Origin of the sequence: Pseudonocardia sp. Ae717_Ps2 (assembly GCF_001932475.1) — a bacterium.
In the GTDB taxonomy this organism is placed as follows: Bacteria; Actinomycetota; Actinomycetes; order Mycobacteriales; family Pseudonocardiaceae; genus Pseudonocardia.
The window spans coordinates 5,220,806-5,234,197 of the sequence record NZ_MCIS01000001.1 but is presented as its reverse complement, the minus strand read 5'-3'; the positions used below and the strand labels follow the sequence as shown (position 1 = coordinate 5,234,197).

Here is a 13,392-nt window from a genome sequence, read left to right as displayed (position 1 = left end):
TCACCCGGCGGGCTCGGGCGCCGGTTCCGTGCCGGTTCGCCGCGGCCTGCCCGTCGACGGCGGGTCGTCCGCCTCGAGCGGGCGTCCGCGGACGTCCGGACCGGGGTCAGGCGGCGTCGGCGAGATCCGCGACGTCGTCGGCGCAGCCCCAGGACAGGGTGATGCCGGAGCCGCCGTGCCCGTAGTCGTGGATCACCCGCGGGCGGGTCGCGGTGGCGGGCTCGGCCTCCAGCCGCACCTCGGGGCGGGCCGGGCGCAGGCCCGCGAGATGCTCCAGGACCTCGGCGTCGCGCAGGGCCGGGACGATGTCGCGGCAGCGCCGCAGGATCGCCTCGCCGGCGGCCGGGTCGGGTGTCGCGTCCCAGACGCCGTCGTCGAGCGTGCCGCCGAGGACGCAGTCGTGCGCGCGGGGGTGCACGTACGCGCGGCCGCCGGGGTGCATCTCGTCGCGGACCGACATCGTCAGCCCGGGGTTGGTGACGCGCACGATCTGCCCGCGCACCGGGGTCACCGTGGTGTCGCCGACCAGGGTGCGCGCGCCCAGCCCGGAACAGTGCACGACGAGGTCGGCGTCCCGCCCGGCCTCGTCGAGCGCGGTGACGCGCCGGCGTTCCAGGGCGATCCCGCGCCGCCCCGCCTCGGCGGCCAGCCATGGCAGGTGCACCGGCATCTCGACCAGTGGCACCGCGAAGCGCAGGCCGTGGGCGTAGCCGGGCGGCAGCTCGTCGGGCCGGGCCGGCCGGACCTCGCCGACGGCGTCGGCCCACCACTGCGGCTCCGGCTCCGCCCGGTAGAGGGTCAGCGACTCCCGCATCACGACGCCGGGGACGCCGTCGGCCGCCTGACGGGCCAGCTCGGCGAAGGTGCGCCGTCCCCAGTCGAGGACCTTGTCCCGCGGCCCGGCCCGGGTCGGGAACCACACGGCCGCGGCCAGGTGCGACGTCGACGCCTCCACCGGCACGTCGGCCAGCACCCGGACCGACCAGCCCCGCTCCCGGAGCCGGAGCGCGCAGCTCAGGCCCGCGATCCCGGCGCCGACCACCACGGCCCGTCGGTTGCCTCCCATGCCGGCGATCCTCGCAGCCGCTCTCCCCGGATCGTCATCCGGACGTCGACGCCCGATCACCCCCGGCGCGCAGACTCGGACCGGTGACCGCACCGCTGCTGACCGGCCCGGCCCTGGCCCACCGGGTCGCACTCGTCCTCGCCGTCCCGCTGCAGGCCGCGCTCGGCGCCCGGCCGGTCGACGACGCCGACCCGGCTGCCGGGGTCGCGTTCGAGATCGGTGAGCTCGCCGACGGCGGCGCGGGCGGTGCGCACGCCGGTGCGCTGGCCGTCGGGCTGGAGGTGGGGGCGTTGCTCGCCGTCCTGCCGCACCTCACCGAGGCCGAGCACGCGGTGTCGGTGTCCACCGCGGTCACGCTGCCCGCTCAGGCCCCGCGGGGCGGGGAGGTCGCGTTCCGCGGAACGCTCGACCGGCGCACCGGCCGGTCCGCGTTCACCTCGGTGACCGCCGTCTGCGCCGGCGTCGTCGTCGCCAGGGCGCAGATCGTGAAGGCCGTCGTCCGCGTTCAGCCGGCGTAGGCGGCGTCGAAGAACGCCAGTTCCAGGTCGACCGCGCGCACGAACAGCGCCGCGACCCGCTCGCGGTGGGCGGGGTCGAGCCGGTCGGCGGCACGGTCGAGCTCGTCGCGCAGGAACGCGACCCACTCCTCGAACTCGACACCGCGGTGCAGCTCGATCCACTCGCGGGAGATCCGGTCGTCGGGGGTGGCCGCGCCCGGCCGGGTCGCCCAGTCCAGGTACAGCCACTCGGCGACGACCAGCACCGCCAGGGTCTCGGCGTACCCGGCGTCGCGGGCCTCGCCCATCAGGTCGACGAACCCGACGGTCGGCGCGGCCCGCTCCGGTTCGGCGTTCCCGTCGAGCTCACCGAGCGAGCGCTCGAAGTAGTCGTTCTCCGGGCCCGCGACCAGCCCGAGCTGACGGGCCAGCCGGACCCGCGGACCGGGCCGGTCGGCCGTCGCGACGGCGGCGCCGAGCAGCGCGAGGAACGAGTCCACGAACTGCAGGTCCTGCTCCAGGTAGTGCCGGAGCACGCCGCGGTCCAGGGCGCCGGACCACAGCTCCTCGACGAACCGGTGCCCCACCGCCGCGTCCCAGGTCGCGGCCGTCGACTCCCGCAGCTGCGCGCTGAATCCCATGCCGCCCAGGCTAGGCGTCACCCCCGGAGACCTCCCCGGGGTGTGACAACGGGCGACGCCCGGGTGACCATTGCGCATCGCACCGGCCACCGCCGGCTGTGGCACCGAGGAGGGGGAGGCGCCATGACGGAGACCGCGCACCGGCCGGAGGCCGGTGGCGAGCTGAGGGCGGGGCTGCGCGACCGGCACGTCACCATGATCAGCATCGCCGGGGTGATCGGCGCCGGGTTGTTCATCGGCTCCGGCAGCGCGATCGCCACCGCGGGCCCCGCGGTGCTGCTGGCCTACCTCTTCGCCGGGACGCTGGTCGTGCTGGTGATGCGGATGCTCGGCGAGATGGCGGCCGCGCAGCCGGACTCCGGCTCGTTCTCCACCTACGCCGACCGGGCGATCGGGCCGTGGGCCGGGTTCACCGTCGGCTGGCTGTACTGGTGGTTCTGGGTCCTCGTCATCCCGGTCGAGGCGACGGCCGCCGCACTCATCCTCAACTCGTGGCTGCCCGGGGTGCCGCAGTGGGGCTGGGCGCTGGCCGTCACCGTGCTGCTGACGGTGACCAACCTGTTCTCCGTCGCCAACTACGGCGAGTTCGAGTTCTGGTTCGCCCTGCTCAAGGTGGTCGCGATCATCGCGTTCATCGTCGTCGGGGTGCTCGCGGTGCTGGGCCTGCTGCCCGGGTTCGTCGGCGACGACTCGTCGGTGTCGGGGCTGTCCCGGCTGGTGTCCGAGGGCGGGTTCCTGCCGAACGGGCCGGGCGCGGTGGTCGCCGCGGTGCTGGTGACGATGTTCAGCTTCATGGGCACCGAGATCGTCACGATCGCGGCGGCGGAGTCCGGCGACCCGGCGCGCGGGATCGGCCGGGCCACCCGCTCGGTGATCTGGCGGATCGCGGTGTTCTACCTGGCCTCGATCCTGCTCGTGGTCGCGATCGTGCCGTGGAACGACCCGCGGCTGCCCGCGGTCGGGTCGTACCAGGCGGCGCTGGAGGCGCTGGACGTGCCGTCGGCCAAGCTCATCGTCGACGTGGTGGTGCTCGTCGCCGTCGCGAGCTGCCTGAACTCGGCGCTGTACACCGCCTCGCGGATGCTGTTCTCGCTCGGCCGCCGCGGGCAGGCCCCTGGCCTGGTCAACCGGACCACCTCGCAGGGTGTGCCGCGGTTCGCGGTGCTCGGGTCGACGCTGGTCGGGTTCGTCGCGGTGATCGCGAACTACGCCTTCCCCGAGGAGGTCTTCACGACCCTGCTCGCGACCTCCGGCGCGATCGCGCTGTTGGTCTACCTGGTCATCGCGGTGTCCCAGCTGCGGATGCGCCGGGTCCTGGAGCGCGACGGCGTCGCGATGCCGGTGCGGATGTGGGCCTACCCGGTGCTCACCTGGGCGGTGATCGTCGTGATCCCGGTGGTGCTCGTCTACATGGCCGCCCGCGAGGGCTCGCGCTTCGAACTGGGCATGACCGGGCTCATCGCGGCCGTCGTCGTGGGTGTCGGCGTGCTGCTCACCCGGCGTCACACGCGGGCCGCCGTGCGGTGAGCCCGCGGCGCTCGCCTACGGTGATCACGCGCGAAGGGGGTGGGCGATGACGGCGCGAGCACTGGTCCGCAACGGCGCGATGCCGCTGTGGCAGCAGCTGCTGGCGGACCTGCGCCGCCGGCTGTCCGACGGCGAGTTCGACGAGGCACTGCCCGGCGAGTTCGCGCTGGCCGCCGACTACGCGGTCAGCAGGCACACCGTGCGGGAGGCGCTGCGCCGGCTGCGGGAGGACGGCGCCGTCGTCGCCGGGCGGGGGCGGGTCGCCCGCCCGACGGTGCGCTCGGAGATCGAGCAGCCGCTCGACGAGCCGTACTCGCTCTACGTGGCGGTCGAGTCGGCCGGGCGCACCCAGCGCAGCGTGGTGCGGACCTTCGAGGTCCGCGCGGACGGCGTGGTCGCGGCCCGGTTGGGACTGGAGGAGTCCACGCCGCTGGTGCACCTGGAGCGGCTGCGGCTCGCCGACGCCGAGCCGCTCGCCGTCGACCGGGTGTGGTTGCCCGAGGAGCTGGCGGCGCCCCTGCTCGACGTCGACTTCACCCACACCGGCATCTACCCCGAGTACCGGCGCCGCTGCGGGATCCGTGTCGACGGGGGCATGGAGAACATCCGGGCGGTGCTGCCCGGGCGCGGCGAGCGGGAGCTGCTCGGCATCGACGAGGGCGTCGCCGCGCTGTCGATCGAGCGGCTCGGCCTGTCCGCCGGGCGTCCCGTGGAGTGGCGGCACACCCTGGTCCGCGGCGACCGGTTCTCGGTCACCGCCCAGTTCTCGGCCCGCTCGGGCTACCGGGTGGACCTCAACGAGCCGAACTGACCAGGGCGCCTCGGACCGGGGCCGGAACGCCGCACCCGGAACCGGAGCGCCGTGGGCCGGGATCGGAACGCCGCACGCCGGAACCGGAGTGACCCGGGCCGGGGTCGGAGGGCCTCAGGCCGGGACCGAGACGCCGATCCCGCCGCGGGTGTCCGCGCCGTAGCGGGCGATCTCGGCCGCGAGGTCGAGCGGCTCGATGCGCATGTCGTGGTCGTCGGCGCCGTCGACCAGGGCGGCCGGGACCAGCCAGCAGACCTCGAACTCCAGCCCGTCGGGGTCCCGCGCGTAGAGCGCCTTGGTGGTGCCGTGGTCCGAGGCGCCGACCAGCGCCCCGGCCGCCTGGAGCTGCTCACCGATCCTGGCGAGCTCGCCGAGCGTGTCGACCTCCCACGCCAGGTGGTAGAGCCCGACGGTGCCGCGACCCGCCTGCGAGGCCCCGGCCTGCGCGCCGATCCCGAACAGGGCCAGGTCGTGGTCGTTGGTCGACCCCTCGGCCTGCAGGAACGCGCCACGGCCACCGGGGAGCTCGACGACGGGGCGGAAGCCGAGCGTGTCGCGGTAGAAGTCGACGCTGCGTGCGACGTCGCGGACGTAGAGGACGGCGTGGTTGAGGCGCTGGACGGGCATCCCGGTCTCCATCGAAAGAAGTTGAACTCTCAACTCATACGGTACGCCCGTGCCCCGGCGAGTTCAACGGGTGACCAGCCACGTGAGGACGACGGCCGAGCGGGTGTGGTCGACGTTCGCCGCCAGTCGCAGCCGTTCCAGGGCGTCCTCCAGGGACTGCACGTCGCGCGAGCGCAGCAGGACCAGTGCGTCGGCCTCCCCGGTCACCGTGCCCGCCGTGACGACCTCGGGCACTGCGGAGAGCATCCGCTGCAGCTCGGCCGGTGCGACCGTGCCGCGGCAGAACAGCTCGACGTAGGCCGCCACGCCCGGGGTCCGTTCGGCGTCCGGGTCCACCTGCACGGTGAAGCCCTGCACCACGCCGCGGGCGGTCAGCCGGTCCACCCGGCGCCGCACCGCCGACGCCGACAGGCCCACCCGCCCGCCCAGGTCCGCCCAGCTCGCCCGGCCGTCGACCCGCAGGAGGTCCAGCAGCCTGCGGTCGATCGCGTCGATCCCGTCCACGACGCCGGATGCTAGCCCGGTGCGCCCGGATCCGGCTCAGAACCGATGCAGCACGCGCGGATCGTGCGCTCCATGCCGGGAAACGCACGGGGTGTGCGCGCCATGCTGTGCACATGACCTCTGTGCTGATGTGCCGCCCCGAGCACTTCACGGTGAGCTACCGGATCAACCCCTGGATGCGTCCGGAGCAGGCGACCGACACCCGGCTCGCGCTGGCCCAGTGGGAGACCCTCCACGCGGTCTACCGGGACCTCGGGTTCGACGTCCGGCTCGTCGACCCGCTGCCCGGCTACCCGGACATGGTCTACGCCGCCAACGGCGGCACCGTGATCGACGGGACCGCGCTGACCGCCCGGTTCCGGCACACCGAGCGCGCCGCCGAGGGGCCCGCGTACGGCGCGTGGTTCCGCGCCGCAGGGTTCGCCGTGCACGAGGCCCGCCACGTCAACGAGGGCGAGGGCGACCTGCTGCTCGTCGGCGACACCGTCTACGCCGGCACCGGGTTCCGCACCGACCCGCGTGCGCACGCCGAGGCCGCGGAGGTGTTCGGCCGCGAGGTCGTGTCCCTGCAGCTCGTCGACCCGCGCTACTACCACCTCGACACGGCGTTCGCGGTGCTCGACCCGGCCGGCGGGCCGGGCGCGGTCGCCTACCTCCCGGCGGCCTTCGACGACGCATCCCAGGAGGTGCTGCGGTTCCGCTTCCCGGACGCGGTGATCGTCTCCGACGAGGACGCGTCGGTGCTGGGTCTGAACTGCTTCTCCGACGGCCGCACCGTCGTCCACGCGCCGCAGGCCGAGAAGTTCGCCGCCGACCTCGCCGAGCGCGGGTTCGGCACCGTCGGCGTCGACACCTCGGAGCTGCGCCGCGGCGGCGGCGGGATCAAGTGCGCCACGCTGGAGCTGCGGTCGTGACCGCCGTGGTCGCGGGCACCGACCGGCAGATCGCCCTCGCCGAGGAGTTCGGCACGGCGAACTACGCGCCGTTGCCGGTGGTGCTGTCCCGCGGCGACGGCGCCTGGGTCACCGACGTCGACGGCGTCCGCTACCTCGACGCGCTCGCCGGCTACTCCGCGCTCAACTTCGGGCACCGCCACCCCGCGCTCACCGCGGCCGCGCACGCCCAGCTGGACACGCTGACCCTGACCGCGCGGGCGTTCCACAACGACCGCCTGCCCGGGTTCCAGCGCGACCTCGCCGCCCTGACCGGCACCGAGGCCGTGCTGCCGATGAACACCGGCGCCGAGGCCGTCGAGTCCGCGGTCAAGATCGCCCGCGCCTGGGGCTACCGGGTGAAGGGCGTGGCACCGGGGGCGGCCCGGATCGTCGTCGCCGCGGGGAACTTCCACGGGCGCACGACGACGGTGGTCTCCTTCTCCGACGACCCGGTCGCCCGCGACGACTTCGGCCCGTTCACCCCCGGCTTCGACCGCGTCCCCTACGGCGACGCCGACGCGCTCGCCGCCGCGCTCACCGACGACACCGTCGCGGTGCTGCTCGAACCGGTGCAGGGCGAGGCCGGGGTCCTGGTGCCGCCGCCGGGCTACCTGCGCACGGTCCGCGAGCTCACCGAGCGGCGGGACGTGCTGCTGGTCTGCGACGAGATCCAGTCCGGGCTCGGCCGGGCCGGGGCGACGCTGTGCACCGACCTGTCCGGGGTGCGCGCCGACCTCTACACCCTCGGCAAGGCGCTCGGCGGCGGGATCGTGCCGGTCAGCGCCGTCGTCGGGCGGCGCGACGTGCTGGGCGTGCTGCGCCCCGGCGAGCACGGCTCCACCTTCGGCGGCAACCCGCTCGCCGCCGCCGTCGGGTCCGCGGTGTGCGCACTGCTGGCGACGGGGGAGTACCAGGCCCGGGCCCGCGAGCTCGGTGCGCACCTGGACACGCGGCTGCGCGCGCTGCCCGGGATCACCGCCGTGCGCGGGGTGGGGCTGTGGTTCGGCGTCGACGTCGACCCGCGGATCGGCACCGGCCGCGACGTGTGCGTCGCGCTCGCCCGGCGTGGGGTGCTGGCCAAGGAGACCCACGGCGTGACGGTGCGGCTGTCCCCGCCGCTGGTGGTCACCCACGACGAGGTCGACGTGCTGGTGGACACGTTCGGGGACGTGCTCGGAGACCTTTCCCGCGGGTAGGTGGCAGGCTGTCCGCCATGCCGACCCTCGTACTGCTGCGTCACGGTCAGAGCGACTGGAACGCGAAGAACCTGTTCACCGGCTGGGTGGACGTGCCGCTCTCCTCCCAGGGCGAGGCCGAGGCCCGCCGCGGCGGCGAGCTGCTGGCCGAGGCGGGCGTCGCGCCGGACGTCGTGCACACCTCCCTGCTGCGTCGTGCCATCTCCACCGCGAACATCGCCCTCGACGCCGCCGACCGGCACTGGATCCCGGTCAGGCGCGACTGGCGCCTCAACGAGCGCCACTACGGCGCCCTGCAGGGCAAGGACAAGAAGCAGACCCTGGAGCAGTACGGCGAGGAGCAGTTCATGCTCTGGCGCCGCTCCTACGACACCCCGCCGCCGCCCATCGAGAAGGGCTCGGAGTTCTCCCAGGACGCCGACCCGCGCTACGCCGGTGTCGACGCGCCGCTGACCGAGTGCCTGGCCGACGTCGTCGACCGGTTCCTGCCGTACTGGACCGAGGCCGTGGTGCCGGACCTGCGCGACGGGAAGGTCGTGCTGCTCGCCGCGCACGGCAACTCGCTGCGCGCGCTGGTGAAGTACCTCGACGGGATCTCCGACGCCGACATCGCCGGCCTCAACATCCCCACCGGCATCCCGCTCGTCTACGACCTCGACGACGACCTGGCGCCGACGAACCCGGGCGGGCGCTACCTCGACCCGGCCGCGGCGCAGGAGGCCATCGCCGGGGTGGCGAACCAGGGGCGCTGACCGCGCCTATCCCGTCGTGCTCCCAGGGTCACCCTCGTGGCGCTCTCAGCCTCCAAGGTGACCCTGGGGGTGTCGGGGCGGGGTTCGCTGAACCCACGGTGAACGGGGACCGAACAGTGTCGCGCGAAGGGGTCGCGGGCGTCACCATCCGGTGTCCGGCGCTGGTCAGGGGGTACCCCCGGCTGCCTACCATGCACCCGTGACCACGCTCGCGTGGCTGATCTCGGCCCTCGCCCTGCTCCTCGGTCTCGCCGCCGGGGTGGCACTGGCGCGACGGTCGTCGCACGGCCGGACCAGCCCCGGCACCGGCCGCCCTCCGGCGGACCCCGTTGCCGTCGACGGCCCGACCCTCGGCGAGCTGCTGCACCGCACGTTCCGGCAGTCGAGCTCCGGGCTCGCCGTCGTCGGGGCCGGGGGTGAGGTGCTCCTGCACAACCGGCGGGCCGCCGCGCTCGGCGCCGTCACCGGCGAGCGGCTCGACCCGCGCGCGCTCGCCGCCTGCCGACGGGTGCAGGGCGGGGACCGGCTGCTCGCCTCCGGCGACTACACCGTCGACCTCTCGCCGCTGGACCGCACGCCCCGCGGCCCGGTCGCGGTGCAGGCCCGGATCCGCTCCCTCGGCGACGGCTTCGCGCTCGTCGAGGCTGTCGACACCTCCGAGGTGGCCCGGCTGGAGGCGACCCGACGCGACTTCGTCGCCAACGTCTCGCACGAGCTCAAGACCCCCGTCGGCGCGGTCGCGCTGCTGGCCGAGGCCCTGCTCGACAGCCTCGACGGCCTGGAGCGCGCCGACGGCGGCGAGCCCGACCCGGACGCGGTCGGCGAGGTCCGCCGGTTCGGCGACAAGCTGCTGCGCGAGGCGACCCGGATGGGCAACCTGGTCTCGGAGCTGATCGCGCTGTCCCGGCTCACCGGTGCCGAACGGCTGCCCGCGCTGGCCGCCGTCGACGTCGACGAGGTCGTCTCCGAGGCGCTGGCCCGCAGCCGCAACTCCGCCGAGTCGCACGCCGTCGAGATCACCGCCGACGAGAACTCGGGGCTGGTCGTCGACGGCGACCGCACGCTGCTGGTCACCGCGCTGACGAACCTGCTGGAGAACGCGATCGCCTACTCCGCGGCGGACTCGTCGGTGTCGGTCAGCCGGCGCGCGGTCGACGGCTCGATCGAGATCGCCGTGACCGACCGCGGCATCGGCATCGCCCCCGAGCACCAGCAGCGGGTCTTCGAGCGCTTCTTCCGGGTCGACCCCGCCCGCTCGCGGGCCACCGGCGGCACCGGGCTCGGCCTGGCGATCGTCAAGCACGTCTGCGCCAACCACGGTGGCGAGGTGTGGCTGTGGAGCCGCCCCGGCACCGGATCGACCTTCACCATGCGCCTGCCCGCCCGGATGGGCATCGGCGGCGCCCCGCACGGTGAGGCTGCCGTCGGCAGCTCCCCCCAGACCGCCGGAACCGGAGGATGAGATGACCAGGGTGCTGATCGTCGAGGACGAGGAGTCCTTCGCCGACCCGCTCGCGTTCATGCTGCGCAAGGAGGGGTTCACCACCGCCGTCGCGGCCAACGGCAACGACGCGCTGAGCGAGTTCGAGCGCAACGGTGCCGACATCGTGCTGCTGGACCTGATGCTGCCCGGTATGAGCGGCACCGACGTCTGCAAGGCGCTGCGCTCCCGCTCCGCCGTGCCGGTGATCATGGTGACCGCCAGGGACAGCGAGATCGACAAGGTGGTCGGGCTGGAGCTCGGCGCCGACGACTACGTCACCAAGCCCTACTCGGCGCGCGAGCTCATCGCCCGCGTCCGCGCGGTGCTGCGCCGCGGCGGCGAGGCCGGCGGCGAGGCCGAGGGCGGCACCGGCGTCCTGGAGGCCGGCCCGGTGCGGATGGACGTCGAGCGGCACGTCGTGTCGGTCAACGGCGACGAGGTCGCGCTCCCGCTCAAGGAGTTCGACCTGCTGGAGTACCTGCTGCGCAACGTCGGGCGGGTGCTCACCCGGGCCCAGCTGATCGACCGGGTGTGGGGCGCGGACTACGTCGGCGACACCAAGACCCTCGACGTGCACGTCAAGCGGCTGCGGTCCAAGGTCGAGGGCGACCCCTCGGCGCCCAAGCACCTGGTCACGGTGCGCGGGCTCGGCTACAAGTTCGACGTGTGAGCCAGGGGTTGCCCGACGGTCGATAACGGCTCGGTAACCTGACCGGGTGCGCCTGGCCGTTCTCGACGTGGGGTCCAACACCGTCCATCTGCTGGTGGTGGACGCCCACCGGGGTGCCCATCCGAAGCCCATGTCGTCGGAGAAGGACCAGCTGCGTCTGGCCGAGCACCTCGACCGCAAGGGCGCCCTGAGCCGCGACGGGGTGAAGGCGCTGCTGGAGAGCGTGCACCGGGCCCGGGACACCGCCCGGGCCGCCGGCTGCGACGACCTCCTGGCGTTCGCCACCTCCGCGCTGCGCGACGCGACGAACTCCGCCGAGGTGCTCGCCCGGGTGCAGCGCGAGACCGGGGTGGCGCTGGAGGTCCTGCCCGGCGAGGACGAGGCCCGCTGGACCTTCCTCGCCGTCCGCCGCTGGTGCGGCTGGTCGGCCGGGCGGCTGCTCGTGCTCGACATCGGCGGCGGCTCGCTGGAGCTGGCCGTCGGGCGGGACGAGACTCCCGACGTCGCCGCGTCGGTGCCGCTCGGCGCGGGGCGGCTGACCCGCGACGCGTTCACCTCCGACCCGCCGTCGCGGGCGGAGGTCGCCGCGCTGACCGAACGGGTCCGCGACGAGATCGCCCCCATCGCCGGACGGCTGCGTGCCGCGGGCCGCCCGGACCGGGCCGTGGGCACCTCCAAGACCTTCCGGACGCTGGCCCGGCTGGCCGGCGCCGCGCCGTCCAGCGCCGGGCCGGGGGCCCGCCGCACGCTGACCGCGCAGGGTCTGCGCCAGCTGTCGGCGTTCATCACCCGGATGTCGGGCCCCGACCTCGCCGAGCTCGACGGCGTGAGCGCCAGCCGGGCGCACCAGCTCGTCGCCGGGGCGGTCGTCGCCCAGGCGGCGATGGACGCCCTCGGCGTGACCGAACTCGAGATCTGTCCGTGGGCGTTGCGCGAGGGAGTGATCCTCCGGCGCTTCGACATGCTCGATGGGACGAACGGGGACGACCGCTCGGCGCAGACAACCCCGGACGGGCTTGGACCCTTGACAACGCACAGGGCACGGTGGTCGTGATGAGTGTGGACAGCGGAGAGCCTCGCCAGCGGACGGTCGCGGAGCTCCTGGCCGCCAACGGCGGCCAGCAGCCCGGACGACGCCGCCGTCGTCGCGCCGCGGAGGACGACGAGGGCCCCGGCGCCCCGTCGTCCGCGGCACCCGCGCGGACCGACGTGGCGGCCCCGCCGCGACGCCCGGCGGCCGCCGACCGTGTCCGCCCGCCCGAGGGCGCGGGCGGGTTCGCCCCGCGCGGCGGCGACGGTCCGCCGCCCCTCGACCACCCCTCGTTCCCGCCCGCGCGCCGCCCCGACCCCTCCGAGGGCTCGACCGGGCGCGCGCCGGAGCCGTTCGTGCCGAACGGCAACGCGCCGAACGGCGGTGCCGCCCACGGTGGCACTCCGAACGGCAGCGGCCCGAACGGGGCCGCGGTCTTCGGCGGCGCCCCGCCCCGCAGGCCACAGGGCCCACCCCCCGGGCAGTGGGCCGCGGGCCCCGGACCGGCCACGCAGGCCCGTCCGTTCGCCCCCGAGCCGCAGGGCCCGCCGAACGGCCGCCCCTACGGCCGCGACGACGGCCCCGCCACCCAGGACTGGGGACCCCGCGGCGACGCCCCGCGCCCGTCCGCTCCGTACGGCCCCCCGCCCGGCACGGCCGACGGCGTCGCCGACGAGATCCCGACCAGCCGGCTCGGCACCCGCCGCCCGGCGCCCACGGCCGACGACGACGGTGGCCCGCCCACCCAGTTCGGCGCCCCGCCGCTGGAGGACGAGCACGACGGCCCCACCGGACGTGCGCGTCCGGCCGACGCGGGCCCGCCCACCGGCGCCTACGACCCGTTCGCCGACGACTACGACGACCGGCAGGGCTACGACGACCGGCAGGGCTACGACGACCGGGGCTACGACGACCGGGGCTACGACGACCGGGGCTACGACGACCGGGGCTACGACGTCCGGCAGGGCTATCAGGACCGGGACCAGGGCCACGACGACCGGGGCTACGACGCCGACCCCCGCTACGACGGCCGGCACGGCCCCGCCGGGTACGACGACGGGCCCGGCTCCGCCGACGGCGGTCGCACCGGTGTGCTGGCCCCCGAGCGCCCCCAGGACGACCGCGACCACGACGACTACACCGACCACGACGACTACACCGACCACGACGACTACACCGACCACGACGACTACACCGACCACGACGACTACACCGACCACGACGACTACGAGAACTACGACGACTACGAGGACCACGGCGAGCTCGCCGCCGGCGCGGTCGAGGACGACGAGCCCCCGCGCCGCCGCTCCGGGCGCCGCGACGCCGTCACCGACAGCGGTGCGCAGCCGCCCGCGGGCCTCGACGACGACGCCCCGGCCGGTGCGGCGGGGACCGGCCAGGCCTGGGCGGTCGTCATCGCCCAGTGGATCGGCGGCGCCGTCGCCGGTGCGGCGATCTGGGTGCTGTTCCGCTACCTGTGGAGTTCGCTCGCCTTCGTCGCCATCGCCGCGTCGGTCCTGATCACCGTGGGCCTCGTCCTCGGTGTGCGGGCCCTGTTGCGGCAGGACGACCTGAAGACCACGTTGTTCGCGGTTCTCGTCGGACTGCTGCTGACCGTGTCCCCGGCGATCCTGGTGTTGCTGGACCGGTAAC

General features: G+C 74.9%; 14 protein-coding genes. 10 read left to right on the top strand and 4 right to left on the bottom strand.

Annotation, left to right across the window (positions count from 1 at the left end; all coding sequences use genetic code 11):
• Positions 1–106 precede the first annotated feature (106 nt).
• Positions 107–1,066, bottom strand: a complete 960-nt coding sequence (locus Ae717Ps2_RS24035) for an FAD-dependent oxidoreductase (protein ID WP_075309956.1) — start codon at positions 1,064–1,066, stop codon at positions 107–109.
• Between the two features lie 83 nt (positions 1,067–1,149).
• Between Ae717Ps2_RS24035 and Ae717Ps2_RS24030 the strand changes: the two genes are divergently transcribed.
• Positions 1,150–1,584 (top strand): hypothetical protein, encoded by a 435-nt coding sequence (locus tag Ae717Ps2_RS24030; protein ID WP_075309958.1) that lies wholly within the window; start codon positions 1,150–1,152, stop codon positions 1,582–1,584.
• Here the strand turns inward: Ae717Ps2_RS24030 and Ae717Ps2_RS24025 are convergent.
• Positions 1,572–2,204, bottom strand: coding sequence for a TenA family protein (locus Ae717Ps2_RS24025; RefSeq protein ID WP_020626639.1), 633 nt, complete (start codon positions 2,202–2,204; stop codon positions 1,572–1,574). The two genes, Ae717Ps2_RS24030 and Ae717Ps2_RS24025, sit on opposite strands and share 13 nt — an antisense overlap.
• Before the next feature lie 123 nt (positions 2,205–2,327).
• Between Ae717Ps2_RS24025 and gabP the strand changes: the two genes are divergently transcribed.
• Both gabP and Ae717Ps2_RS24015 read left to right on the top strand, forming a co-directional pair.
• A complete protein-coding gene (gene gabP, locus Ae717Ps2_RS24020) occupies positions 2,328–3,731 on the top strand; it encodes a GABA permease (protein ID WP_075309960.1) in 1,404 nt (467 codons plus the stop codon).
• Positions 3,732–3,777: 46 nt separating this feature from the next.
• Complete coding sequence (locus Ae717Ps2_RS24015) at positions 3,778–4,542, top strand: GntR family transcriptional regulator (protein WP_060710434.1); 765 nt, start codon at positions 3,778–3,780, stop codon at positions 4,540–4,542.
• Positions 4,543–4,656: 114 nt separating this feature from the next.
• On the opposite strand, the gene Ae717Ps2_RS24010 is transcribed toward Ae717Ps2_RS24015, so the two are convergent.
• Together Ae717Ps2_RS24010 and Ae717Ps2_RS24005 are read right to left on the bottom strand one after the other, a co-directional pair.
• Positions 4,657–5,169: a VOC family protein gene (locus tag Ae717Ps2_RS24010; protein WP_075312749.1), complete on the bottom strand. Its 513-nt coding sequence runs from the start codon at positions 5,167–5,169 to the stop codon at positions 4,657–4,659.
• Between the two features lie 63 nt (positions 5,170–5,232).
• Positions 5,233–5,673, bottom strand: coding sequence for an Lrp/AsnC family transcriptional regulator (locus Ae717Ps2_RS24005; protein ID WP_020624976.1), 441 nt, complete (start codon positions 5,671–5,673; stop codon positions 5,233–5,235).
• Between the two features lie 29 nt (positions 5,674–5,702).
• On the opposite strand from Ae717Ps2_RS24005, the gene ddaH reads away from it, so the two are divergent.
• The 7 genes from ddaH (at position 5,703) to Ae717Ps2_RS23970 (ending at position 13,391) form a co-directional block, all read left to right on the top strand.
• Positions 5,703–6,587, top strand: coding sequence for a dimethylargininase (gene ddaH, locus Ae717Ps2_RS24000; RefSeq protein WP_369804882.1), 885 nt, complete (start codon positions 5,703–5,705; stop codon positions 6,585–6,587).
• The gene (gene rocD / locus Ae717Ps2_RS23995) at positions 6,584–7,804 is read left to right on the top strand and encodes an ornithine--oxo-acid transaminase (RefSeq protein WP_075309962.1); all 1,221 of its coding nucleotides are present in this window, start codon (positions 6,584–6,586) and stop codon (positions 7,802–7,804) included. Before ddaH ends, rocD begins: the two co-directional genes overlap by 4 nt.
• Positions 7,805–7,821: 17 nt before the next feature.
• On the top strand, positions 7,822–8,556 hold the full coding sequence (locus Ae717Ps2_RS23990) for a phosphoglyceromutase (RefSeq protein WP_020624973.1): 735 nt from the start codon (positions 7,822–7,824) through the stop codon (positions 8,554–8,556).
• Between the two features lie 199 nt (positions 8,557–8,755).
• On the top strand, positions 8,756–10,018 hold the full coding sequence (locus Ae717Ps2_RS23985; RefSeq protein ID WP_083702481.1) for a cell wall metabolism sensor histidine kinase WalK: 1,263 nt from the start codon (positions 8,756–8,758) through the stop codon (positions 10,016–10,018).
• A 1-nt stretch (position 10,019) separates the two neighbouring features.
• Positions 10,020–10,709 (top strand): response regulator transcription factor, encoded by a 690-nt coding sequence (locus tag Ae717Ps2_RS23980; protein ID WP_075309966.1) that lies wholly within the window; start codon positions 10,020–10,022, stop codon positions 10,707–10,709.
• Between the two features lie 46 nt (positions 10,710–10,755).
• Positions 10,756–11,763, top strand: a complete 1,008-nt coding sequence (locus tag Ae717Ps2_RS23975; RefSeq protein WP_075309968.1) for a Ppx/GppA phosphatase family protein — start codon at positions 10,756–10,758, stop codon at positions 11,761–11,763.
• Entirely contained in the window at positions 11,763–13,391 is a 1,629-nt protein-coding gene (locus Ae717Ps2_RS23970) for a hypothetical protein (protein WP_143510458.1), read from the top strand. Before Ae717Ps2_RS23975 ends, Ae717Ps2_RS23970 begins: the two co-directional genes overlap by 1 nt.
• Position 13,392 lies beyond the last annotated feature (1 nt).

Excerpts from the sequence above, each read along its gene's own strand:
- gabP (WP_075309960.1), top strand. The coding sequence starts at position 2,328 with ATGACGGAGACCGCGCACCGGCCGGAGGCCGGTGGCGAGCTGAGGGCG.
- Ae717Ps2_RS24035 (WP_075309956.1), bottom strand. The coding sequence starts at position 1,066 with ATGGGAGGCAACCGACGGGCCGTGGTGGTCGGCGCCGGGATCGCGGGC.
- Ae717Ps2_RS24015 (WP_060710434.1), top strand. The coding sequence starts at position 3,778 with ATGACGGCGCGAGCACTGGTCCGCAACGGCGCGATGCCGCTGTGGCAG.
- Ae717Ps2_RS23970 (WP_143510458.1), top strand. The coding sequence starts at position 11,763 with ATGAGTGTGGACAGCGGAGAGCCTCGCCAGCGGACGGTCGCGGAGCTC.
- Ae717Ps2_RS23980 (WP_075309966.1), top strand. The coding sequence starts at position 10,020 with ATGACCAGGGTGCTGATCGTCGAGGACGAGGAGTCCTTCGCCGACCCG.
- Ae717Ps2_RS23990 (WP_020624973.1), top strand. The coding sequence starts at position 7,822 with ATGCCGACCCTCGTACTGCTGCGTCACGGTCAGAGCGACTGGAACGCG.
- Ae717Ps2_RS24025 (WP_020626639.1), bottom strand. The coding sequence starts at position 2,204 with ATGGGATTCAGCGCGCAGCTGCGGGAGTCGACGGCCGCGACCTGGGAC.
- Ae717Ps2_RS24010 (WP_075312749.1), bottom strand. The coding sequence starts at position 5,169 with ATGCCCGTCCAGCGCCTCAACCACGCCGTCCTCTACGTCCGCGACGTC.